Source organism: Paenibacillus jiangxiensis (assembly GCF_046098255.1).
GTDB lineage: Bacteria > Bacillota > Bacilli > Paenibacillales > Paenibacillaceae > Paenibacillus > Paenibacillus jiagnxiensis.
On record NZ_JBJURI010000051.1, the window covers coordinates 1 to 21,369 of the forward strand.

19 protein-coding genes, 1 tRNA gene and 1 pseudogene are annotated in these 21,369 nt (G+C 48.7%); 13 read left to right on the top strand and 8 right to left on the bottom strand.

Going from position 1 to position 21,369, the window contains the following annotated elements:
* Positions 1-827 precede the first annotated feature (827 nt).
* The gene (locus ACI1P2_RS29960) at positions 828-1,559 is read left to right on the top strand and encodes an MBL fold metallo-hydrolase (protein ID WP_355327115.1); all 732 of its coding nucleotides are present in this window, start codon (positions 828-830) and stop codon (positions 1,557-1,559) included.
* 333 nt (positions 1,560-1,892) lie between these two features.
* On the opposite strand, the gene ACI1P2_RS29965 is transcribed toward ACI1P2_RS29960, so the two are convergent.
* Both ACI1P2_RS29965 and ACI1P2_RS29970 read right to left on the bottom strand, forming a co-directional pair.
* On the bottom strand, positions 1,893-2,924 hold the full coding sequence (locus ACI1P2_RS29965; RefSeq protein ID WP_355327118.1) for a ribonucleotide-diphosphate reductase subunit beta: 1,032 nt from the start codon (positions 2,922-2,924) through the stop codon (positions 1,893-1,895).
* A gap of 395 nt (positions 2,925-3,319) precedes the next feature.
* Entirely contained in the window at positions 3,320-5,653 is a 2,334-nt protein-coding gene (locus ACI1P2_RS29970) for a ribonucleoside-diphosphate reductase subunit alpha (protein ID WP_355327121.1), read from the bottom strand.
* Between the two features lie 591 nt (positions 5,654-6,244).
* Here ACI1P2_RS29970 and ACI1P2_RS29975 point away from each other — a divergent pair.
* On the top strand, positions 6,245-6,574 hold the full coding sequence (locus tag ACI1P2_RS29975) for an MTH1187 family thiamine-binding protein (protein ID WP_355327124.1): 330 nt from the start codon (positions 6,245-6,247) through the stop codon (positions 6,572-6,574).
* Between the two features lie 54 nt (positions 6,575-6,628).
* Positions 6,629-6,700: transfer RNA gene (locus ACI1P2_RS29980), tRNA-Thr, on the top strand.
* A 512-nt stretch (positions 6,701-7,212) separates the two neighbouring features.
* Here ACI1P2_RS29980 and ACI1P2_RS29985 read toward each other — a convergent pair.
* From ACI1P2_RS29985 to ACI1P2_RS29995, 3 genes are read right to left on the bottom strand one after another with little or no spacing between them, the layout of a single operon-like run.
* Positions 7,213-7,752, bottom strand: coding sequence for a CBO0543 family protein (locus tag ACI1P2_RS29985; RefSeq protein ID WP_355327127.1), 540 nt, complete (start codon positions 7,750-7,752; stop codon positions 7,213-7,215).
* Positions 7,753-7,792: 40 nt separating this feature from the next.
* The gene (locus ACI1P2_RS29990) at positions 7,793-8,251 is read right to left on the bottom strand and encodes a hypothetical protein (RefSeq protein WP_355327130.1); all 459 of its coding nucleotides are present in this window, start codon (positions 8,249-8,251) and stop codon (positions 7,793-7,795) included.
* A 13-nt stretch (positions 8,252-8,264) separates the two neighbouring features.
* Complete coding sequence (locus ACI1P2_RS29995) at positions 8,265-8,990, bottom strand: hypothetical protein (RefSeq protein WP_355327133.1); 726 nt, start codon at positions 8,988-8,990, stop codon at positions 8,265-8,267.
* Between the two features lie 232 nt (positions 8,991-9,222).
* Between ACI1P2_RS29995 and ACI1P2_RS30000 the strand changes: the two genes are divergently transcribed.
* From ACI1P2_RS30000 to ACI1P2_RS30010, 3 genes and pseudogenes are all read left to right on the top strand, one after another.
* Positions 9,223-9,558 (top strand): YolD-like family protein, encoded by a 336-nt coding sequence (locus ACI1P2_RS30000; RefSeq protein ID WP_355327135.1) that lies wholly within the window; start codon positions 9,223-9,225, stop codon positions 9,556-9,558.
* Positions 9,559-9,703: 145 nt separating this feature from the next.
* Positions 9,704-10,240, top strand: a complete 537-nt coding sequence (locus ACI1P2_RS30005; RefSeq protein ID WP_355327138.1) for a hypothetical protein — start codon at positions 9,704-9,706, stop codon at positions 10,238-10,240.
* A gap of 233 nt (positions 10,241-10,473) precedes the next feature.
* Positions 10,474-11,595 (top strand): annotated as a pseudogene (locus ACI1P2_RS30010) (hypothetical protein); the annotation flags it as partial.
* A 1,474-nt stretch (positions 11,596-13,069) separates the two neighbouring features.
* Here ACI1P2_RS30010 and ACI1P2_RS30015 read toward each other — a convergent pair.
* Together ACI1P2_RS30015 and ACI1P2_RS30020 are read right to left on the bottom strand one after the other, a co-directional pair.
* Entirely contained in the window at positions 13,070-13,450 is a 381-nt protein-coding gene (locus ACI1P2_RS30015; protein ID WP_355327141.1) for a transposase, read from the bottom strand.
* Positions 13,447-14,304, bottom strand: coding sequence for an IS110 family transposase (locus ACI1P2_RS30020; protein ID WP_355327144.1), 858 nt, complete (start codon positions 14,302-14,304; stop codon positions 13,447-13,449). The genes ACI1P2_RS30015 and ACI1P2_RS30020 overlap by 4 nt, the downstream gene beginning before the upstream one ends.
* 749 nt (positions 14,305-15,053) lie before the next feature.
* Here ACI1P2_RS30020 and ACI1P2_RS30025 point away from each other — a divergent pair.
* A complete protein-coding gene (locus ACI1P2_RS30025; protein WP_355327147.1) occupies positions 15,054-15,479 on the top strand; it encodes a hypothetical protein in 426 nt (141 codons plus the stop codon).
* A gap of 154 nt (positions 15,480-15,633) precedes the next feature.
* Here the strand turns inward: ACI1P2_RS30025 and ACI1P2_RS30030 are convergent, their stop codons facing one another.
* On the bottom strand, positions 15,634-15,858 hold the full coding sequence (locus ACI1P2_RS30030) for a helix-turn-helix domain-containing protein (protein WP_355327150.1): 225 nt from the start codon (positions 15,856-15,858) through the stop codon (positions 15,634-15,636).
* 196 nt (positions 15,859-16,054) lie between these two features.
* Here ACI1P2_RS30030 and ACI1P2_RS30035 point away from each other — a divergent pair, with 196 nt between their 5' ends.
* From ACI1P2_RS30035 to ACI1P2_RS30060, 6 genes are all read left to right on the top strand, one after another.
* The gene (locus ACI1P2_RS30035; RefSeq protein WP_355327153.1) at positions 16,055-16,351 is read left to right on the top strand and encodes a DUF6809 family protein; all 297 of its coding nucleotides are present in this window, start codon (positions 16,055-16,057) and stop codon (positions 16,349-16,351) included.
* 206 nt (positions 16,352-16,557) lie between these two features.
* Positions 16,558-16,737 carry a hypothetical protein gene (locus ACI1P2_RS30040; RefSeq protein ID WP_355327156.1) on the top strand — a complete coding sequence of 60 codons (180 nt, stop codon included), beginning with the start codon at positions 16,558-16,560 and terminating at the stop codon, positions 16,735-16,737.
* Positions 16,738-17,092: 355 nt separating this feature from the next.
* Positions 17,093-17,365: a hypothetical protein gene (locus tag ACI1P2_RS30045; RefSeq protein WP_355327159.1), complete on the top strand. Its 273-nt coding sequence runs from the start codon at positions 17,093-17,095 to the stop codon at positions 17,363-17,365.
* Between the two features lie 90 nt (positions 17,366-17,455).
* Entirely contained in the window at positions 17,456-18,574 is a 1,119-nt protein-coding gene (locus ACI1P2_RS30050) for a glycosyltransferase family 2 protein (protein ID WP_355327162.1), read from the top strand.
* Positions 18,562-18,951 carry a hypothetical protein gene (locus ACI1P2_RS30055; protein WP_355327165.1) on the top strand — a complete coding sequence of 130 codons (390 nt, stop codon included), beginning with the start codon at positions 18,562-18,564 and terminating at the stop codon, positions 18,949-18,951. Before ACI1P2_RS30050 ends, ACI1P2_RS30055 begins: the two co-directional genes overlap by 13 nt.
* Before the next feature lie 1,185 nt (positions 18,952-20,136).
* A complete protein-coding gene (locus ACI1P2_RS30060; protein WP_355327167.1) occupies positions 20,137-20,550 on the top strand; it encodes a hypothetical protein in 414 nt (137 codons plus the stop codon).
* Positions 20,551-21,369 lie beyond the last annotated feature (819 nt).

Here is a 21,369-nt window from a genome sequence, read left to right on the forward strand (position 1 = left end):
GGTGAGCATGATGTGCTTGGCTTGAACGGTGTGGGTTAGCATGAACGAGGACATCGGAAAAATTCAGGTTCAAGCGGTAACGAGGGCCAGGGTCTTTTATTTTTTCAGGGCTTTGCTCCGCTCCCTCCTTCTCTCTCGGTCGGTTTCACATCTCCTAAACGCTCTGCTTTCTCCTAAGATCGCCTCATGATCTCGAACCGATCTGCTTCTCCATAAGGTACGATCAAAAAAATAATAGACCCATTCGATGGTCCTGAATAGCGTAACAACAGGCATTTTCGTGCCTCACTTGATCCGTTATTTTCTTTAACGCGCCTAAAGTATATTTTCGGTTCCCGGTTTTCTGTTTTTCTTCACCTGATCCAATGGGATAATCGTGCAAAGCTTCCGGGCAGCTTGACTATCAAGCCTTAACTTTCACAGCATGAAATCGGCAAACTTGCAAGGAGGGGATTCGAATTCCTCAGAACCCAGCAGCTACACAGGTTAATTTGGATTTGTGCTCTGCGAAAGTTGAGTTATAAGTTTTCAGCGAAGCTGAACAATTCTATAATCGCAAGAAAAACTACCGCTAAGCGCGGTCTTTCTTCTGTGAACGTACGTCGATAGACGTTTTTCTTACATCTGTATCCATGATTTCTAAAATAACACTTTAAGCCGATAAAGCACAACACAGTATAATAGAAGCTGTGGAAAGGGGCAGAATCATGGCAGCTCGGGAATTAAATTATTAGATTCCATATTTTAACTGTTTGCTTTACTGCTCCTGCGGTATTATGACTTCCAGAATAGAAACCCTAGTTTAAGCAAGAATCGGAGTGAAGCAAATGTATCGTTTACTTGACATTGAGTTTGAACATGAGGGGCAGAAGAAGGTGATTACCCCGGTTCTTCTTCAGGATGAGGATGATTTCATCCTGGTCGATTGTGGTTATCCGAATTTTGTTCCTTTGCTGGAAGGGGCGCTCTCGAGGCATGGCGTAACATTTGCATCCATTTCGAAACTGATTGTCACCCACCACGACATGGATCATATTGGCGCGCTTGCGGAGCTAAAGCGGAGATACCCGCACATTGAGATCGTGTCCCATGAGATGGAGAAGCCGTACCTGGAGGGGACCCGCCGGTCACTGCGCCTTGTGCAGGCTGAATCAACGCTGGAATCTTTGCTACCCGAGGCCAGGTCTCAAGCAGAGCAGTTTATCCGTTTGCTTGCATCCATTGAGCCTGTCCCCGTGGATTATACTGTAAAAAGCAATGAGTTGTTTTCCTGGTGCGGAGGAATTCAGATTGTTCATACTCCCGGCCATATGCCTGGCCACATCTCGCTGTATCTGCCTGGGAGTGAAACCTTGATTGGCGGCGATGTTGTGGTCATTGAGCAGGGGAAGCTGGAGATCGCCAATCCTCAATTTACCCTGGATTTGGAGGAGGCCGTGCGCTCTGTGAAGCTCTTGCTTGAATACGATATCAAGGAGCTTATTTGTTATCATGGCGGGTTATTTCAGGGGAATGTCAAGCAGGCGCTTGAGGAACTGGTTGATAAGTACACTTCTTAACACATGTAACGCGGCAGCAGGGTAGGAGCAGAAAGAGGAGCGGCTCCCTGAAACGTGGAAATCAAGAACATCTGAAGCAGGACAGATTAAGAAGCGGATAGGGAACCATCAGAGCCCTGGGGTATTATGACCGGATTGGGTTCTGAGGCTTTTGCATTAAATACATAGGGAATAGTTTCATTGTTACAAAAAAACAACCCGGACCGGATAAGGATCATTCCTTTGTCCGGTCCGGGTTTCGATTTTTGAACCCGTAAGATTGTCCTTTTACGATTTTTTACAATATAAAAGATTAATCAGATATATCATTCACTGTATAAAAATATCATCGGCTTACAGATCGTCGAACCCGTTATCGTCGCCGACCTTGCCGTAGTTGCGGGATTTGGCTTCGAAGAAGTCGGTTTTGGTCGCGTTCAGCGCTTCATCCGAGAACGGCTTGATCCAAGGCATGCAGTTTACATCGACGCCTTCATAGGCTTTGTCCAGACCGAGCAGCCGCAGGCGCATGTTGGCCATGTATTTGATATAGTCGGACAGCTCGTTCAGGTCGATGCCACGCACTTCGGACAGTGTATAATGAGCCCAGTTCGTTTCAAGCTCCACGGCACGGTCGATCGTTTTGTAGACATAATCAATATTCTCTTTCGTGTTCAGCTCAGGGAAGTCGGCGAGCAATTGCTTGAACACTTCCGCGAAGAAATAGCAGTGCTGATTCTCGTCACGTTGAATATAGGAAATCATTTGGCTGGTACCCATCATCTTCTGGTCACGCGCCAGGTTGTAGAAGAAGGCGAACGTGCTGTAGAAGAAAATGCCCTCCAGAATCAAGTCAGCGACCAGAGCATGGAAGAAGGTTTGTGGGTTCTGATCGTCCCGGAATTCCTGATAAATTTTCGAAATGAACGTATTGCGCTCCAGCAGCACCGGATCATGCTTCCAATATTCAAAAATCTCCTTCTGCTCCTGCTCGGAGACAAGGGAGGACAGCACGTACGAATAGGATTGGTTATGAACAACCTCCTGCTGGCCGATAATGGCCGAAATGGCCTCCAGGGATGAATCGGTAAAGTAACGCTTCACGTCGCCGACAAACATCGTCTGCATGGAGTCCAGCACCGCCAGCAGCCCGATATTGATTTTAAAAGTACGCTGTTCTTCCGCATCAAGAAGCGGGAATTGCGACGCATCCTTGGACATCGGAATTTCGTCCGCGATCCAGTGGTTGAGCAACAGCACCTTGTACAGCTTATACATATGCGGCATACGGATATCGTTCCAGTTCAAAATGCCGGAGCATTCGCCTTCGATGATGCGGGTGGAGCGGTTGGGGGCTTCCGTGTTAAAAATCTTTTGCAATTGCATGGGAGGCTCTCTCCTTTAAATGAGCTTGATTTATAGTTAAAGCTTTAAGCTTTTAGTTCAAAAAGGAAACGTAAAAAGCAAGCCCCTCTCCGTTGTAGGAAAACAGTAAAGAGGGAGCCTTGCTTTCATTTATGTTCAAAACGATTGCTCGTATGATTCTATTTGCTAATGTCTGTTACTCGTTTAATCGGATTACTCATATAGTTTGTTACACGCATGATCTCTTTACACGTATGATCTCTCTCGCAATTCTAGATTAACTTACATGCTGTGAATAAACTCTCCCCACCAAATTTGCGGGGGGCCAGGGGGCAGCGGGCCCCGCTGGGGTCCCCCTTGGCCAAGGGGGATTTAGGGGGATCGAAAAATCCCTTTATAAGATCTAAAGGCTAGGATTACGACGCACAGCTTTCACACTCTTCAATCGTCAGCGCACGGCTGCGGACATAATACGTCGACTTCATGCCGGATTTCCATGCATGCAGATGCAAGTCAAGGAACTCGGTAGCCTTGATATCCGGACGGACGTACAGGTTAAAGCTTTGGCCCTGGTCGATATGACGCTGGCGTGCGGCTGCCATATTAATGGACGCATGCTGGTCTACCAGGAACGCTGTTTTGTAGTACCAGATCGTCTTTTCGTTCAGATCCGGCGCAGGGTTGGCAATCTTGTAGGTTGTCTTCTCCTCATACGAGAGCAGCTCGTACAGCGGATCAATGCTGGCGGTCGAACCGGCAATGATCGAGGTCGATCCGTTAGGCGCGATGGCGAAAAGCCAGGCGTTGCGGACACCGTTCGTTTTCACCTGTTCGGCGAGCTCCTGCCACTCGGAAGCCGTTACGAACTTGCCTTCACGCGTGCCGTCCGTGTAATGGCGGGACGTGAAGTAATTCCCGTTCTCCCAGTCGGAGCCTTCGAACTTCGCATAACGACCTTTTTCTTTGGCCAGCTCCATGCTGGATTTGACAGCAAGGTAGTTGATTTTCTCGTACAGGTTATCGTTAAATTCCACCGCTTCTTCAGATTCCCAGCGGATGCCCTCAAGTGCAAGCAGATGGTGCAGACCGAAGGTACCCAGGCCTACAGCACGGTACTGGCTGTTCGTATATTGGGCTTGCAGTACTTCAATGTTGTTGATGTCAATAACGTTATCCAGCATACGCACCTGAATCGGCACCAGACGCTCCAGCACTCCGGCAGGCACTGCACGTGCCAGATGGATGGAGTTCAGGTTGCAGACCACGAAATCGCCAGGGATTTTGGAGATGACGATCCGGGTTTGCCCGTCCTTGGTCACAAGCTCTTCTTTCTCCACCACGGTAGGAGATTGGTTCTGCATAATCTCCGTGCACAAGTTGGAGGAGTAGACCATACCGTGAGCGCGGTTCGGGTTCGCACGGTTCACTGTATCGCGATAGAACATGTAAGGCGTGCCTGTCTCCAACTGCGATTTCATGACGCGCTTCATGATATCGATGGCCTGCACCGTGATACGGGGCAGCAGTGGATGGTTGACGGCCTCTTCGTATTTTTCACGGAAGGAGCCTTTGCCCTGCTCTTCATCATAAAAGTCTTCCAGCCCGAGCGGACGGCCGTTCTCATCGGTCCAGCCCATGATTTTCTTCACTTCGTGAGGACAGAACAGGCTCCATTCACCACGGGCTTCCACACGCTCCATGAACAGGTCAGGCAGACACACGCCGTGGAACACGTCATGTGCACGCATGCGCTCGTCCCCGTTGTTCAGCTTCAGATCCAGGAACGCCAGAATATCCTTGTGGAATACGTCCAGATATACGGCGATGGCTCCTTTGCGCGTACCGAGCTGGTCTACGCTGACGGCGGTATTGTTCAGCTGGCGGATCCAAGGGATGACGCCGGAGCTGGTATTTTTGTGGCCACGGATGTCTGAGCCTCTGGCACGTACTTTACCAAGGTACACGCCGATGCCGCCGCCCATTTTGCTCAAGCGGGCCACGTCGGTATTGGAATCGAAGATTCCTTCCAGAGAGTCGTCCACCGTATCAATGAAGCAGCTGGAGAGCTGTCCTGCCACTTTTTTACCCGCATTGGACATTGTAGGGGTAGCAGCGGTCATGTACATATTGCTCATCGCCCAGTAAGCTTCCTTGACCAGTTCCATGCGTTTCTCGGCGGGTTCCTTATGCATCAGGTACATGGCGATGACCATGTAACGTTCCTGCGGCAGTTCCATGACCTTCCCGTCGAAATCGTTGGCAAGGTAGCGTTCGGACAAGGTTAACAACCCTATGTAATCGAACAGGAGGTCATTCTTCGGTTCAATGTATTCCGCGAGCTCGTCGATTTGTTCTTTGGTGTAGCATTCCAGAAGCTCTTCGCGGTAAATTCCCTTTTTCACCATTTCGGTAATCAGGGGGTAGAATGCGCCGTAAGGCTCGTCCGGGTAGGATTTATAACGACGGTTAGTGGCAGCCTTCTTGTACAGCGAAGTCAGCAGGGAACGCGCGGCGGCGTATTTCCAATCCGGTTCGTCCTTGCTCACCAGTTCAAGGGCGGACATGATGAACGCGTTGCTGATTTCATCCCCTGTCACTTCGTCCCGGCGCAGCTTGGAGTTCACACCGCGGATGAGGCGGTCCTTATCCAGCTTATCAAGTCCCTGCAGTACACGGTCGGCATAAACGGAAATCCGCATTTCGTCAAAAGCAAGCTGACGATTATTGGGTTTAATTACGAGTTGTGGCATGGATGATTCCTCACTTTCATTTTTCTTATCACTAGGGCGGGTATCGGACAGTGATGTCTGCGGTTTGGGAAGAACTGCAGTGGTGATGCTTATGATGAAAAATAACCTGGGAGCGGAAGCCTTGCTTGCATGTAGATGATGTGTCGCGGATGCCCCGGACGGCCCGAGGGAATCCGTTTTACAGGGTCGAAGGGCAGCGGTCCGGAGAGAAAGTATATGAATCAGTCGACACAAACCACCCCAAACAGCGCCTGGCTTCAGGAAAACGGCTCTGCTTCAGGGTTGTGTCGAATCTTGGCTTCCGTACTACATTTAGGTGCTGCCTATATACTTTAACCCAATATATTGTATCTGTAAACCAAAAAAATGAAAATGACGCAGGCTCGATTATAGCACATGAAACCAGTTTTCCGCAAAGGAAAGAGATTGGTAACGAGACGAATCGACGTAATTAGGCCGTATGGACGAGTATGATGAAAAAAGACGCATTTTTAGGATTGATGTATTTGAACTGGGGGGAGCCTGGCTGGTAAAATACATGTAAAACATGCCGGCTGTGGCAAGTGCCGGAAAATCGAAGGAGGCAGGAACATGGCTATCGCGGAAGTAACGGTCATCCCAATCGGGACAGGCAGCACCAGTCTCAGTACCTACGTCGCGGAAATGCAGCGCGTGCTGCATCAGCAGAAGGGGATTTCCTATGAGCTTACCTCTATGAGCACGATCATTGAAGGCACGTTGGACGATGTATTTACCGCGATTGCGGCACTTCATGAAGCACCTTTTATGACAGGGGCGAAGCGTGTCTCGACATCCGTCAAGATTGATGACCGCCGTGACAAGGAATCGTCCAGCGTGCTGAAGCTGCAGTCGGTTGCCAACAAACTGGCATATTCTGATAATGGCATCAAACCGTCTTGATTTTTATGTCCAGAGTTGTATAATCAACTATTGTCAGCCGGTGTTATCGGCTCTGCTGGTGTAGCTCAGGGGTAGAGCAACGCACTCGTAATGCGTAGGTCGGGGGTTCAATTCCCTTCACCAGCATACTTACATATTTATGCACGGCGCGGCTTTCCGGTTTTCAGAGGCCGTGCTTTTTTATTGTGGCGGCAGTTAAGGAAATCTAGCCCTGAATAATCAGGAAGTGCAGCTTATCGGGCAGCCTCTTGTGAAAGATTCGAAGCGTTCGGCAATTACACAAAAAAATAAGCCTCGGGACCTGCCCGAGGCTTGTTTATGCTATAAATTGGATTGGACAACGGGTGGGAGTCACGGCGCAGCCTTCTGTAAAGGAGGTGATTGACGCCATGACTGCTCTTGGTGCTTCGTAACAAGCGCAAAACCCACCGCTAAAGGGTTAACCGGCCTTCGGTGGGCTTTGCTGCACAGATAAGCAAGTGCGCGCTGTGAGGCACACCTCGTTGTCCTGGGGGAGGGTGGCGCCTCCCTTATTTCTGTTGTAATGTTACCACACCGAAATTATTCAGGCAACGCCTTAGAACGCCAAGGCCTTCGGAATCACCATACGAAGCCCTTGGTTTGATTTTTTCCAAGCATTATTTCAGGTGTTTAAGCAGCTGGTACACACCAAGCCGGATCATGGCTATGGTGATGATAAAACCAAGGAAGCTGAACGTATGGTTCCATGGAGCATTATATTGGTAGGTGTGCATGTATACAAACAAAGGCTCAAGAAGATATGAAAATATGGCTGACACCACAACCGTTGCTGCCAGGAATGTGCTCCATTTTCGGAAAAATTGGCATAGAAACATGAAGGTAACGGGAAAGACCGCGAAATCAGCCGGGAGGTACTGTATAATTACAGGAGTTATTTTTATCGGATACCCCCATAAGTTATAAAAAGTGCCCAGACTATCGAGTGTGTCGGTCACTACCATAGTTGCCAAGCCAACGGTGATAAGCTCTCTTCCCCGTTCTTTATCGGCATATTTCCACCAAAGTATCCATGGAACAATGCTGGATACCAGCAGAAGCCACCACTGCCAGGTCCCCAGTGAATGCGTCAGCCAATCATTCGTGCTTACGATCTTGAGCGTTTCCTTTGCTTTTTCGAGATCATGATGTGAGGTCACTATTCAATCTCCATTCATCGGCTTCCTGTTATGTAATCGGCTAATCGTTCAGCTTTCCAACACCCAGCGCATTATGGTGCCAACATATTTCTTCGATGTCTCTCTCCTGGGCCGCGTCACAATTGACCATGATGATTAATTCAGCGTTGCCTTTGCGGGCGCTGATTTTATAGCCTCTTCGTGTCAGAATAAGCCATTTGATGGCAAATCCGAGCACGCCCCCGGCAATCAGCCCCATGAGCGCCCAAATAATAGGGCCCAGAGGCAATACAAAACCATATATGGAGCCAAGCAGCATCAGGATGGTGCCGAGCACCAGCGCAAGATCGATCATACTGTGGCCATCGGCATGATGCATCGTATCGAATAATAAGAGCTGCTCGTTTCTTCTGTCCAGCGGAATGGCAGCGATCTGCTCCCTGGGGATGCCATAATTCTCAATTTCCGAAACAAGCAGTTCTGCATACAAAGAATGCTGGCAAGCTGCAACAATGTACACCTGGAGATCCCCTCTATACAGGTTTTTTAAATGCTTTGCTTTGATAATTTTCCTTCAAATACCTGGCCTGAGACAGCTTGAATGCCTTGTTTTCTTTTGCTGTGTCATGATACCCGAAATACATGGAGAACGTGATAATGGAAGGGATGAACAGGAACCATGCGGGCTGCAAAACATTCCTGGCCTGCTCAAAGTCTCCTATGGCTGTATAATAAATTCCCTCAAACCAATGTGAAAAAACAGCTGTGATGCCCCAATAGGTAATGGCAAAAATAAAGATCGGGGTTCTGGTCACAAAGATGGCCCCTGTCCCCGGAGTAATAAAGGACCAAACTAAACCGAGGCTCGGACTTGTGACATCCATGAAGTTCCTGTTCAGATTTGTTATTTCTGAAGCGGATGTATTCTGAGTGTATCTGTACGATAATAAAAACAGCTTGTTCTGATCGACCGTTCGCCGGTAACTGTCGTACATCGCAAAAACGTAAACGCCAATATATCCAAAAAACCATCGTATGTTGATCACACGTTTGGCTTCTTCAAAATCACCAAGCATGCTGAAATAGATGGCATCATTGATATGCGCCATATGGTTGACTATAAATTCAAAGATCACGAGCACATAAGCCGTTAAATTAATTCCTAATATGAAATGGCCAAATCCGGGGAGCGCTGCCGACCACCATAATGGAATCCACGGGCTGATGTGTGTTTGGATGTTCGTTCCGTTGCTGCTCATCTCTAATAGAGCGTGGTACCTTTTGGCTTTCCCTTTGACTCGCATAAGCTCACCTGTCATTTTTTTCTGGTGTTAGCGTAGCCCATTTGATTTGGGATTATTCGGCTGGAAGGAATGACTTTCGGGAGGGCCGCGCAAATGGTGAATATTTACGTTGGATAAAGAACGTGTGTTCGTATATAATAAGGACAAACATATTACCTTCATTCAATCGGCATAGGAGGATGACACCATGGGCAAGAAGCTTGAAGCCAACGGGCTGTTTGAGAGTTCACGCATGATGCTGCCCGAACACAGGGAAGCCTATCAGGCGTATATGAGGGAGCAGGAGAGACGGGGGAAGCCGGCTCTGGATGACCAGGAAATGCAGCGGATCGAACAGGCGCTGATCGAATCCTACAACCGGCGCATGCCGATTACCGTGGTTGTGTTCAATCCCTTTGATGATGAAGAGCTGCGCGGGATCGTGACCAATGTGAACACAAGCCTCCGGGAGGTCAAGCTGGTCCGTGGGGATGAGGATTACAGCTGGATCAAGCTTGAGGAGATTATTTCGGTCATTGCATAACAAAACATCAAACAAACCTCGGCCCGGCAGGGAGCGAGGTTCTTTTTTATGCGCCTAGTTTTTTCAAAGTTCCGCTATTGCCCATGCCTACAGATAACAGGGGTGAATAGATTATCGCACACCCAAAACAAAGGAGTGGTTGATTTTGTCACAAGCCAATTTGCCAAACATTACACCAACGATCGACATCACAAGAGAAGATGCGATAAACCTGATCATTGCGTCCATTGCAATGGAGGAACTGGGATTAAGCCACATTCTGAATGCCGAGGGAGAGAAGCTGCAATACGTGTTGGGCACTTTGCCGGGCGTATCCGCACCGGCCGTGACGCTTAGTGACTTGTTGGCGGTAAATGACAGCATCCGTAAAACGCTGAAAGAAACGACACGGAAGGACTGGGTGCTCAGCAACAAATTAGAAATGGCTTTGTGCGCTTCCGAGGACCCGAAAGGCCCAACAGGACCAACGTGTGTAGAATACATTCCTCCTCTTTGCGGCGGCCCCATACGATGTCTGCCAATCAATTATGATGGTCCAGTGCCATGTGTAGACATTCCAAACGGTCCAACATGTTTTCCAGTCCCTAACCCCAACTGTACCCTGATCGCCGGGCCAGAGGGTTATACTTGTGTGTCTGAGGATCAAGTCCAGGCAATAGTGTCAGCAATGCCAGGTTGCTAGGCTAGGCGGTATAACGTTCAAATGGCAGTGTGCAATGACGCGCGATGGCCATGGCCGTTCAGTTTGGCCATCGGCGTCTTCATCTTCCTGCAAAAATAGATCGTGAAAGGCGCTGCCGCCAGGCCACTTGAGCCTATTTCGGGATAAAATGCGGAAAACAAGCGAATGCCCGTCACCCCGGAACCCAGTGAGGAATAGATTGGGAGTAATCCAAACGAAAGGAGAGATTGTTATTGTCTCAATCTAATCTGCCTAACATTACACCATCGATCACCATCACAAGAGACGACGCCATATCTTTAATTGTAGCTTCGATAGCCATGGAGGAGTTGGGGCTCAGTCACATTCTGAATGCCGAAGGTGAGAAGCTTCAATATGTACTGGGAACCCTGCCTGGTGTGTCAGGACCGGTTGCTTCCATCAGTGATATATTGGCTGTAAATGACAGCATTCGCAAAACGCTGCAGGAAACGATCAATAAAGACTTTGTATTGAGCAACAAATTGGAAACAGCCCTGGACGCCACCAATCTTGTGGGGCCAACCGGTCCTCCAGGACCACCGGGACCAGCAGGAGGACCAACCGGTCCAGCGGGTCCGACAGGAGCGACTGGAGTAGTAATAGGCATTACCGGTCCGGCAGGACCAGCGGGGCCAGCGGGTGAAACAGGAGCGAAAGGACCGGACGGAGCGACAGGAGCAGACGGAGCAACAGGACCGGATGGAGCAACGGGTCCAGATGGAGCAACGGGTCCAGATGGCGCGACAGGAGCAGACGGGGCAGACGGAGCAACAGGACCAGACGGAGCAACAGGACCGGACGGAGCAACAGGACCGGATGGAGCAACAGGAGCAGATGGAGCAACAGGCCCGGATGGAGCGACAGGTCCAGATGGAGCAACAGGCCCGGATGGAGCAACGGGTCCAGATGGAGCAACGGGTCCAGATGGCGCGACAGGAGCTGACGGACCAGACGGAGCAACAGGACCGGACGGAGCAACAGGCCCGGATGGAGCAACAGGCCCGGACGGAGCAACAGGCCCGGATGGAGCAACAGGCCCGGATGGAGCAACAGGCCCGGACGGCGCGACAGGTCCGGATGGAGCAACAGGAGCAGACGGAGCAACAGGACCGGACGGCGCGACAGGTCCGGATGGAGCAACAGGAGCAGATGGGGCGACAGGTCCAGATGGAGCGACAGGTCCGGATGGAGCAACAGGCCCGGATGGAGCAACAGGCCCGGACGGCGCGACAGGTCCGGATGGAGCAACAGGAGCAGATGGGGCGACAGGTCCGGATGGAGCGACAGGCCCGGATGGAGCAGCGGGTCCAGATGGAGCAACAGGCCCGGATGGAGCAACAGGCCCGGACGGAGCGACAGGACCGGACGGAGCAACAGGCCCAGACGGAGCGACAGGAGCAGACGGAGCAACAGGACCGGATGGAGCAACAGGAGCAGACGGAGCAACAGGCCCGGATGGAGCGACAGGTCCGCAAGGTGAGACAGGAGCAAAGGGTCCGACGTCATTTTTTATTGGTCACGAACATAATGCGAACAGAATCAAATGCATCACAGGCTGAGGCGGGCCATCGCCTAAAGAGTGATACAATTTGTAAAAAGATTTTCTGATAGTCTACTTGAGTAATTGCAAGATAAGAGCAAGATCGTGGATACATAAAAAGGCTTGAGCAGTAAGCGTAGAGACTAAGGACTAAAGTTTCTTTTGAAATGATTCTGTACTCCTGACCAAGCATTAGGAAATAACGCCACTTCATAGGGATAGAGACTTTAAGAAAAACAGCAGGGTAATCGACTACACAAAAGCTTATATTTTTTTGGCCGGGACAAGGCAGCTTATCCCTTTCACAAGTGTACTTGACCAATCTAAGAAAACGGTTACGAAAATGCTGGAGACCTGCGTCAGATCAAGGGATTTCGGTTCTTCGTGAAATTTACACGTTAAATAAAAAAACATGATTTCCCGGCGGGTGATACGGGCCCGATGGGAACGACCGGCCCAGCCGGTGCAAGAGGCCCAGCCGGCCCAGCCGGCCCAAGAGGCGTAACTGGCCCTCAGGGCCCGGGTGTGACGCAGAATTATTTGAGTGTTTTTGGAACTCCGCCTGCGGGAACACTCCCCAATGCTATTGTTCCAGCTCCGACGAGGGTGAATCAAAATGGGACTGCCATCCAACAGGGCACACGTGGGACCATCAATCTGGCCCCGAATCAGACGTATTATGTGGACTACAGGACGAATGCCAATGCACAAGGCGGTGTAGCAGCTGCTTTGGCTCTTAATGTTAATGGAACTGTTACTACTGTGCCAGGATCTAATGCCGTAGCTACGAGTAATCGTATAACGCAGGTTTTAGCAGGGAGTGGCATTATTAGTACTGGAGTAAATGGAGGCAACTTATATTTGAAGAATGATAGTCCTACAGCAGCTAACTTTGGCTCAACAGCTATAAACGTCATTAAGCTGAGATAACTTGGTTCATATTGCTGCCTTACGGGCAGTAATGATTCTGATGGCCACTCCTCAGGCATATCAACGTGCCTGAAGGGTGGCCCTCCTCAACGAATTAGAACTATAACCTCGGATACTTCACGAACTGCATCCCGGTGATTAAGGACATTTGGTTTTCAAATCAAAGCCCAGCGGTGATATGTCAAGGGGTTGATTCATGCGAATTGGAAAATAATCAGCACAAATCGAATTTTGACCCGAAAAAAGGCAACAACAAACTAGACCCGCTGTATGTAAAAATTTTGAAACTTGAATTACATGCGGGCGAATTGTAAGTAGAGTAGGATTTTGGAAACCGGTTATCGGTTCCTCCTCTCGGGTGGTGTGTACAGCGTGTTGGTCTTCAGTAGCATGAATACCAACCGTACCAATTTTCGCGCAGATAGGACGAGGGCTCTTTTATGCTTATGCTTCGGGACTTCGTCGTACTTTTTTTGGTAAAACGCTCCGTATTCGGCGTCGTGCTTGCGGACAGAGTCCGCAGCCTGAACGAGATAGTAACGGAGATATTTATTGCCGGTGCGCATGCGTGAGGTTTCCTCCGCTTCGAATTCACCGGATTGGTTCTGGGTCCAGACGAGACCGGCATATTTGGCTAAATCGGCATGATTCGCAAAGCGATCAATTCCACCGACCTCGGCTAAAATGCCCGCTGCATAAACAGGACCAATGCCCTTCACCGAGGTGAGGGTCTCTGGAATGCCATAATTTTGGAAATCTCTTTATCCAGTTTCTTCACCTCGGATTCCAGATGCTGGATGACACTGAGCGTCGTCGCAAGAGAAATGTTCACCGGATCGGCCATCACTTGATCAAGCCGGTAGGAAGAACGGGCGATCTTTTTCAAGTAAGCCACGATCTCTTCCGGGTTCTCAAAGCGGTTCTTACCTTTATCTTGCAAGAATTCGATGAGTTCTTCCATGGACATGGCCATGATTTGGTCAGGTTCAAGCTCTTGAATGACCGCTAAGCTGGTGTTGCCAAATGTATTGGAGAACGGGTTGTCTTGTCGCATCCCGCTGAACTTCAAAAAGACCTGATTCAGAAAATAGGTCTTGTCCCGTTTGATGCTCTTCATCAAGTGAAATCGCGTGCGGGTCAGGCGCTGCAAGGCTTCGTATTGGATGATATCTTTCATCTCATGAGGCAGTCGTCCAAATCGCAGATGGTCTGCAATGACCCAGGCATCGATGCGGTCGTTCTTCGGAAGGGAGTCATATCCCTTCTTGAAACGAGCCACTTTCCTTGCATTTAAGACGTAAACCTGGGACTTTACATTCGGCTCGTAGCTTTGCAATTCATTCTTCAGGTAATGGGCAAGGTGCCATCCCAGATTGGATGTGGCCTCCATCCCGATGTGAAGATGCTCCAGCTTTTCTTGGCTCGCGGCATCTAACATCTTATGAATCAGGGTATCCACCCCGGCTCGATCATTAGGCACGGCAAAGGAAGCGAGCGATCTTCCGTCTCCGTCCATGAACTGTACATGGTGGGAGCGCAAGCTTACGTCTATACCAATCAGCATTGGTGACATGGGATCACCTCCTGTGTAAAAGTAATCAAGCAGATCCCAGACCTGGGTGCCCGTGGAAACCACCGACTTCAGCCTCGTCATAAGCACTCATCCGTAGACGCCTGACAATTGCGGGTGCTACTCCCCAAGCGTTTACGGCGGCGCAACCAGCGGTTAGAACATGAGTGATGGGTCACGGGTAACAGGCTTTGAAAGCAGTACCCAACCGATGGATGGGTCCGCAAGGATGATAAGAAATCTCCTGAGAAAAGCTTGTCGACCCCATTGTTCCACAGGCAGGTCTGAGTTGTAAAGAAGCGTCCGCTGACCATGCGGCTCCCCGCATTCGAACGCTTCCTGTTATTCAGTTGTGAATCAAGTGCATGACAAAGTAACCGCATGGGGAGACCCCATTCTGCGGTGGTAAGATTCATTCCTTCAAGTGACACCCGGTATCCCCATCCGAGGTGGGGTAAAACGGGCAAAACATAAACAGGTGGATGAGGATACCGGGTTTGCTGATGTTGGGCGGCAGCTCATCGTTTCGTCCGGATCGAACCGAGAGCTATAGGAAATAGGCTTGACTTCCCCGACTTCCGTTCCTCGCCCTTCGGGCTGCGGTACGGGTTCGGCTACGTCCTCCATCCTTTCCACCACGAGATTCCCCAACATTACAATTGGAAATTCACTTCAGCTCTTTCCGGCTGTCCGGATCAACTGGAAATTCGCTTAAGATGAGCTTCTAACACGATTATACGAGGATGATCAGAATGAAGGGTCACAATGAACATAAAGGCTACTTGGAGCGGTTGAATAAAATCCAAAGCGTGGTGGAACGGATGTTGACTCAAATGAAGAAAAATGAAGCGGGAGACATGGAGGATCGTACGGAGGAATTGGCCCATAAGTTTATGGATTTTACCATTGAAAATGAACTGAGACTGCAAAGTATTTATAAACAATTAAGCGAGTTGAAAAAAGAAGTGGAGGTTCTTGCAAGCCTGGATGAGAACCGGGGTGAGGTTCGAAAGAAACCCGGGCCCAAACCTAAAGGAGTCAAAAGGCACTACACGTTGACCATGCCGCAGGAGGATTGGGACTTCATCGATAACTTGACTCAAGCAGGCAACTTTAAATATGTCTCAGATTACTTTCGCTTCCTGCACCGGTCATTTGTCAAAAGCCAGCAAAAATAACCCGTACGATAGGGGCGATCTACGCCCCTTTCTTCGTTAGGCTGTCCTGTACCGGAGGAATATCCGGCGGCAACGGGCTTGGAACCTGCCTGACTTGCCGGGACCTTGGCATACCATCTGGGAGGTAGTATCCCTAAGCTCGTCCGATAGGCCGTTACTCTTCCTCAACATCCACCAAATCGATGATCTCACGAATATCCTGAATATTCAGGGCCGCAGCGATTCTTTCAATATGGCTGAAGCTGATGCTCTCTCTTTTGCCGTTCGCTAATTCACTTAATGAAGCTTTTCTTACATTTGAAATTCTGGATAATTCCCTTAATGAAATACCATTGGCTTTGGTTAGTTCCTTTATTTTTACAACCACTTTCTTTCCCATCCGAATCTCCTCACTTTTCTGAATATCCACTTGACGTCCCGCATATGCGGGACATATAATTATGTTATAAACGGTCCTAGTATTAGTACCAATGCTCCTGTGTTTCGCCAATCTGATCCACATAGTGAATGTACATAAGTACAAGAAAATTTCTGTTTGTTTCTTAAGAAAAAAGTACATAGAAAGGTGGAGCAGCATGCAAAATGTATTGGAATCACTCTATTATGGTGATCTGGTTCCCCATGAAAAAAGCGCCTCCCAAAGCCCGGAATATAGATTGCTGAACGAACAAATCACCGAGTCCCTGAATCACTGGAAAAAGAAGCTTGCCGAAGAAGATTTCAACGAGTTGGAAGCTTTAACCGACCTATATCATCAAGTTCAGGGAATCGATATGGCATCCTCGTTTACATACGGCTTTAAGCTTGGCGCAGCCATGATGATTGAGGTGCTTTCCGGAATGAGCCCGCCTGTTCCACAGCAGGATACCTGATCGTATTTCTGAAGATGCCCTCTGTCTTCTTTGAGTGTACGTCGATAGATGTTTTTCTTACCATGAAGCCCTGCATCCCATCCTGCCCCCTTGCAAACACGGCGCAACATCTCCTGACTATTAATGATATAGCAAATGTTAGTGTAGGCGCTAGTATCTCTCTGGGGCTGACAATCTGAATGCAAAGGACCTGCTCCTGTAAAATAGTGAAATCAATGAAACAGCCACTTGAAGGTGAGCGCGGTTTTGGCGGTGGAAATGTTCTTTTTGGGCAAAGGAAAATCAGCATTAAAAAAAATGAACGAGCTGTCCTGGATATGAATGAACGGGTTGTGGAATTATTGAACTTCTCTCTGCACGCTCCATTCAACAAGAAACTGAATTGAAAAGAATCAAATGATCTGATCCGGTGCATTTGCAGCGGATTTTTTGTTGTGCGGCGGCTTATGATGAAACCTCCCCACCCTTCAGATCGGGGAATTCCGGTTCTTCGTAAATCATACACGTCAAATAAGAAAACACGATTCCCCGATGGGTGATACGGGCCCGAGGGGAGCGACCGGCCCAGCCGGAGCAAGAGGTGTAACTGGCCCTGCAGGCCCATCCGTTGGGCGGAATTTTCTGAGAACCGTTAATGATACACTTCAACCCGTTGCTAGAAGGGGAGTTATTAACCCTGGTAATAATGCGCAGTTAGGCGGCACGGCTATCAGGCATCCGAATAGGGCGGCCAATGTTACTTTGACACCGAATCAAGTTTATGAGGCTAGTTATAATGTTCAGGCCAGCTCAAATGGTACTGGTCAAGTGCAAGTGAATTTCGAAGGGATTCTTGGCTCGGGTACAGCTTCTACTGGTAACACAGTCGGAGATATTGTCAATTTAAGTAATACAGTTGTATTTAATAGTAATGAATTGGCGGGGCAGAGTTACAATCTGCGTCTGATTAATAATTCGACAGGCGGTGCTACAGGATTTCAAAATGTCCAGGTAAGCGTGGTTAAACTGGCTTAACTTGCAGAATCTCAGCCACCCTTCAGGGTTCGCATTGTTCCTGAAGGGTGTTATGTGAGGGCTCGTCTGGAATGAATAAGGAGGTGGATTATGAATAAGCCTAGCATCTCGTTATGTATGATCGTCAGGAATGAAGAGGAGTATCTTCCGAAGTGCCTCAGCAGTGTCCAGCGAATTGTGGATGAGATTATTGTGGTGGATACCGGCTCAACGGATGATACGGTGGCGATGGCGAAGGCCTTCGAAGCCAAAGTGATTCAGATGCCGTGGCAGGACAGCTTTGCGGATGCTCGGAATCGAGGGCTCGATGAAGCAACAGGGGACTGGATTCTCTGGCTGGATGCCGATGAGGAGATGGATGTGGCTGAGGGCGACAAACTCAAGGAGCTACTGACCCGGGATGTGGTCCATGAGCAGGGGATCGAAGGTTTCCAATTTATTATTTGTAACCATCTAGAAGGCGGCGGGGTGGAGCATATCTGTCTGACTCGAATGGTGCGGAACCGGCAGGAATACCGTTTTGAAGGAAGAATCCACGAACAGATTTTGCCCAATATGCTGAAGCTTAACCCCAACATGAAACTTGGTCAGGTGGATATTCATATCCACCATTACGGATATCTGGCCGAGAATATTTTCCGTCAGGATAAAATCGGGCGAAATATAACGCTGCTTCGTCAAGCCATGGTGGAGCATCCAAATGATCCGTATTATTGGTTTTATCTAGGTGTTGAATTATACAGAATAAATGATTTGGAGGGGGCCCTTCGTCACTTTCATGCATTTTTGAACAGTGGGGTTCATATTGCGAAGTCAATGGAAGCCAGGGCTCACAAATACAGTCTGATTATCTTGAAATTCATGGGGCATTATGAGGATTTGGTCCGGCACAGTGAGAAAAGTATTGAACAATTTCCGGGGTACACAGATTTGTATCATCTGATGGCGAGCGGCTATCATGCGCTGGGGAAAACCGATAGGGCCATGGATTCATTGCGAAAAGCGCTGCGTATGGGTCCGGTAGAGCAGGAATATCCGAGCATAGAGGGACACGGTTCTTATTTAACTTGCCGAGACCTTGGGTTATTGTATCAATTTGCCGGAAATGCAAAGGACGCGGATTTATATTTTACTCTGGCGAGTATCATGGTCGGGGATGTGAGGGTCAAGTTCGTCCCGCCAGGTGTCAGGGATATTTGGAGCGGCTGAGACAACTGCAAATCGAGGTGAAACGTGTGTTGACTAACAAGAACAAACATGAAATGGAAACAAATCATGACCGTACGGAGGAAAGGGAGCAGCTTGATTTTACCTTCGAAAGTGAATTGAAACTGTACAGCATTTATAAACAACTGAATGATTTGGAGAAGGAAGTTAGAGGATTGGTAAGTCAGGTCGAAAATCGAGGGAAGGATGGAAAGAAACCAGGCCCCAAACCCAAAGGAGGAATCAAAAGACACTATACCGTAACCATGCCGCAACAAGACTGGGACATTATCGATAACATGCTCAAGGAAGGCCGTTTCAGATATGTAGCAGATTACTTTCGCTTTCTGCATCGCTCTTTCATCAAAAGTCAGATGTAGAATGTATGGCCTGTGCACGTTCTCAGCTCAAGTGGCCTTGTACATATGTGCAGGGCTTAGGTCGATGGTAAGGAGGCAGCAGGAACTGGATCAGAGGATTAGTGTAAATCCTAAACAATTAGAAGTAGGTATGGCAAAACCCTGCTGGTTGCATCGGCAGGGTTTGTGTGCTGGGCAAGATGATTAGCCCTGTCACCGATCTATACATATATCATGTTAATGATTAAGACAGTCAGCATGATAGGAGAAAGCATAGAATGATCGATACACAATGTATCTGTAACCATTCCCTTAAGCTTGTAATTTTGCATGATCTAAGGGCACTGCATCAGTTGATGATTGAAGCCAGGATGACTTTCGGTGAAAGTATTGAGAACGATCACAAAGTATAGAAATCTGCGTCAGATCAAGGGGTTTAGGTTCTTCGTGAAATTTACACGTCAAATAAAAAAGCACGATTTCCCGGCGGGTGATACGGGCCCGAGGGGAGCCACCGGCCCAGCTGGTGCAAGAGGAGCCACGGGCCCAGCTGGTGCAAGAGGAGCGACCGGCCCAGCCGGAGCAAGAGGCGTAACTGGCCCTGCAGGCCCGAGCGTCACGTTGAATAGTTTGAACACCCTTTCTACTAACCAACTTGTTCCCGCAGGGGGATATATACCACTAGGACCCAATACTGTGCTTAGGGGAGGCGCTATTAGACACGCGCAGAACTCGCCGACTATTTCCCTTGCACCAAATCAAACGTATCTAGCCAGTTATTCGGGTTCAGCCACTCCGGCAAATGGAGGAGTGGTCGTACAGTTTGCACTAAACAATCAGCCGTTAACTGTAGCAAGCCACTTTTCCGCTCAACCCAGTAACTCCGGCCTGAGTTTTAGTAATACGGTGATTTTTAATACCCCCAGCACTCCGGCACAAAGTACTTTGAACATTAGAAATGCTAATCAAGTAGAGCAAAGATTCAGTAGCCTGAATGTCAGTGTAGTTAAACTGGCTTAATCGGTTATAGTTCAACTACCTATCAGCAACTTAGAAGCGTAAAAGGAGCTAACCTTGCCATCCTTCAGACTTTTATACGGTCCTGGAGGGTGGCCACTTCTAAATGAACCTCTCCAGAAACCTTAATAATTTCATGAAACGCATCATGGTGATCAAAGGCAAATTCCAAATCGAAGGATGATCCGAATGAACAGTCAAGACGAGCGTAAGGGATATGTGGAGCAACTGAGACAACTTCAAATCGAGGTGGAACGTGTGCTGACTAACGTGAACAAACATGAAATGGGAACAAATCATGATCATTCGGAGGAAAGGGAGCCGCTTGACATCACCTTCGAAAATGAATTAAGAATGTACAGCATTTATAAACAGTTGAACGACTTGGAGAAGGAAGTTAGAGGATTGGTAAGTCAGGTCGAAAACCGAGGGAAGGATGGAAAGAAACCAGGCCCCAAACCGAAAGGAGGAATCAAAAGACACTACACCGTAACCATGCCACAACAAGATTGGGACATCATCGATAACATGATCAAGGAAGGCCGTTTTAGATATGTTTCAGATTATTTTCGTTTTCTGCATCGTTCCTTCATCAAAATATAGCCTGTGTATATTTCCAGCTCAACGGCCTTGTACATATGTGCAGGGCTTAGGTCGATGGTAAGGAGGCAGCAGGAACTGGCCCAGAGGATAAATGGAATAATTCCCAAACGTTTAGAAATCGTTATGGCAAAACCCTGCTGGCTTGTGTCTGCAGGGTTTGTGTGTTGAGCAAGATCATTAGCCCCGTCAACGTCTGGGCAAGCCTCCACCATTCAACCCAGCATAGGAGGATGACACCACAAATTAAGACAGTCAATATGTTCGGAGAAAGCATAGAAAATTATAGATACATATCGTATCTCTAAGTGTCCACCGTAGTTCTGTAATTTTGCATGATTTCCGAGTGCTGCTTCAGCTCATGATTAAGTCAGGAATGCTCTTGGTCAAGTGTCGGAAGCGATTATAAAAGTGCAGAAACTTCCGCCAGATCAAGGAATTCCGGTTCTTCGTAAAATCTACACGTCAAATAAGAAACCACGATTCCCCGGCGGGTGTAACGGGTCCGAGGGGAGCGGCCGGCCCAGTTGGTGCAAGAGGAGTGACCGGACCAGCCGGCCCAAGAGGCGCGACAGGACCGACCGTCACGTTGAATAGCTTGAACACTCTTTCTACTAACCAATTAGTTCCCGCAGGGGGGTATATACCACTAGGACCCAATACTGTGCAAAGGGGAAGCGCCATCAGACACGCAGTGAGTTCGCGGGATATTATCCTTGCACCAAATCAAACGTATTTAGCCAGTTATTCGGGTTCAGCCGCTCCGGCAAATGGAGGAGTGGTCGTACAGTTTGCAGTAAACGGTCAGCCGTTAACTGTAGG

Excerpts from the sequence above, each read along its gene's own strand:
- ACI1P2_RS29960 (WP_355327115.1), top strand. The coding sequence starts at position 828 with ATGTATCGTTTACTTGACATTGAGTTTGAACATGAGGGGCAGAAGAAG.
- ACI1P2_RS29965 (WP_355327118.1), bottom strand. The coding sequence starts at position 2,924 with ATGCAATTGCAAAAGATTTTTAACACGGAAGCCCCCAACCGCTCCACC.
- ACI1P2_RS29970 (WP_355327121.1), bottom strand. The coding sequence starts at position 5,653 with ATGCCACAACTCGTAATTAAACCCAATAATCGTCAGCTTGCTTTTGAC.
- ACI1P2_RS29975 (WP_355327124.1), top strand. The coding sequence starts at position 6,245 with ATGGCTATCGCGGAAGTAACGGTCATCCCAATCGGGACAGGCAGCACC.
- ACI1P2_RS29995 (WP_355327133.1), bottom strand. The coding sequence starts at position 8,990 with ATGAGCAGCAACGGAACGAACATCCAAACACACATCAGCCCGTGGATT.
- ACI1P2_RS30000 (WP_355327135.1), top strand. The coding sequence starts at position 9,223 with ATGGGCAAGAAGCTTGAAGCCAACGGGCTGTTTGAGAGTTCACGCATG.
- ACI1P2_RS30020 (WP_355327144.1), bottom strand. The coding sequence starts at position 14,304 with ATGTCACCAATGCTGATTGGTATAGACGTAAGCTTGCGCTCCCACCAT.
- ACI1P2_RS30025 (WP_355327147.1), top strand. The coding sequence starts at position 15,054 with ATGAAGGGTCACAATGAACATAAAGGCTACTTGGAGCGGTTGAATAAA.
- ACI1P2_RS30030 (WP_355327150.1), bottom strand. The coding sequence starts at position 15,858 with ATGGGAAAGAAAGTGGTTGTAAAAATAAAGGAACTAACCAAAGCCAAT.
- ACI1P2_RS30035 (WP_355327153.1), top strand. The coding sequence starts at position 16,055 with ATGCAAAATGTATTGGAATCACTCTATTATGGTGATCTGGTTCCCCAT.
- ACI1P2_RS30050 (WP_355327162.1), top strand. The coding sequence starts at position 17,456 with ATGAATAAGCCTAGCATCTCGTTATGTATGATCGTCAGGAATGAAGAG.
- ACI1P2_RS30060 (WP_355327167.1), top strand. The coding sequence starts at position 20,137 with ATGAACAGTCAAGACGAGCGTAAGGGATATGTGGAGCAACTGAGACAA.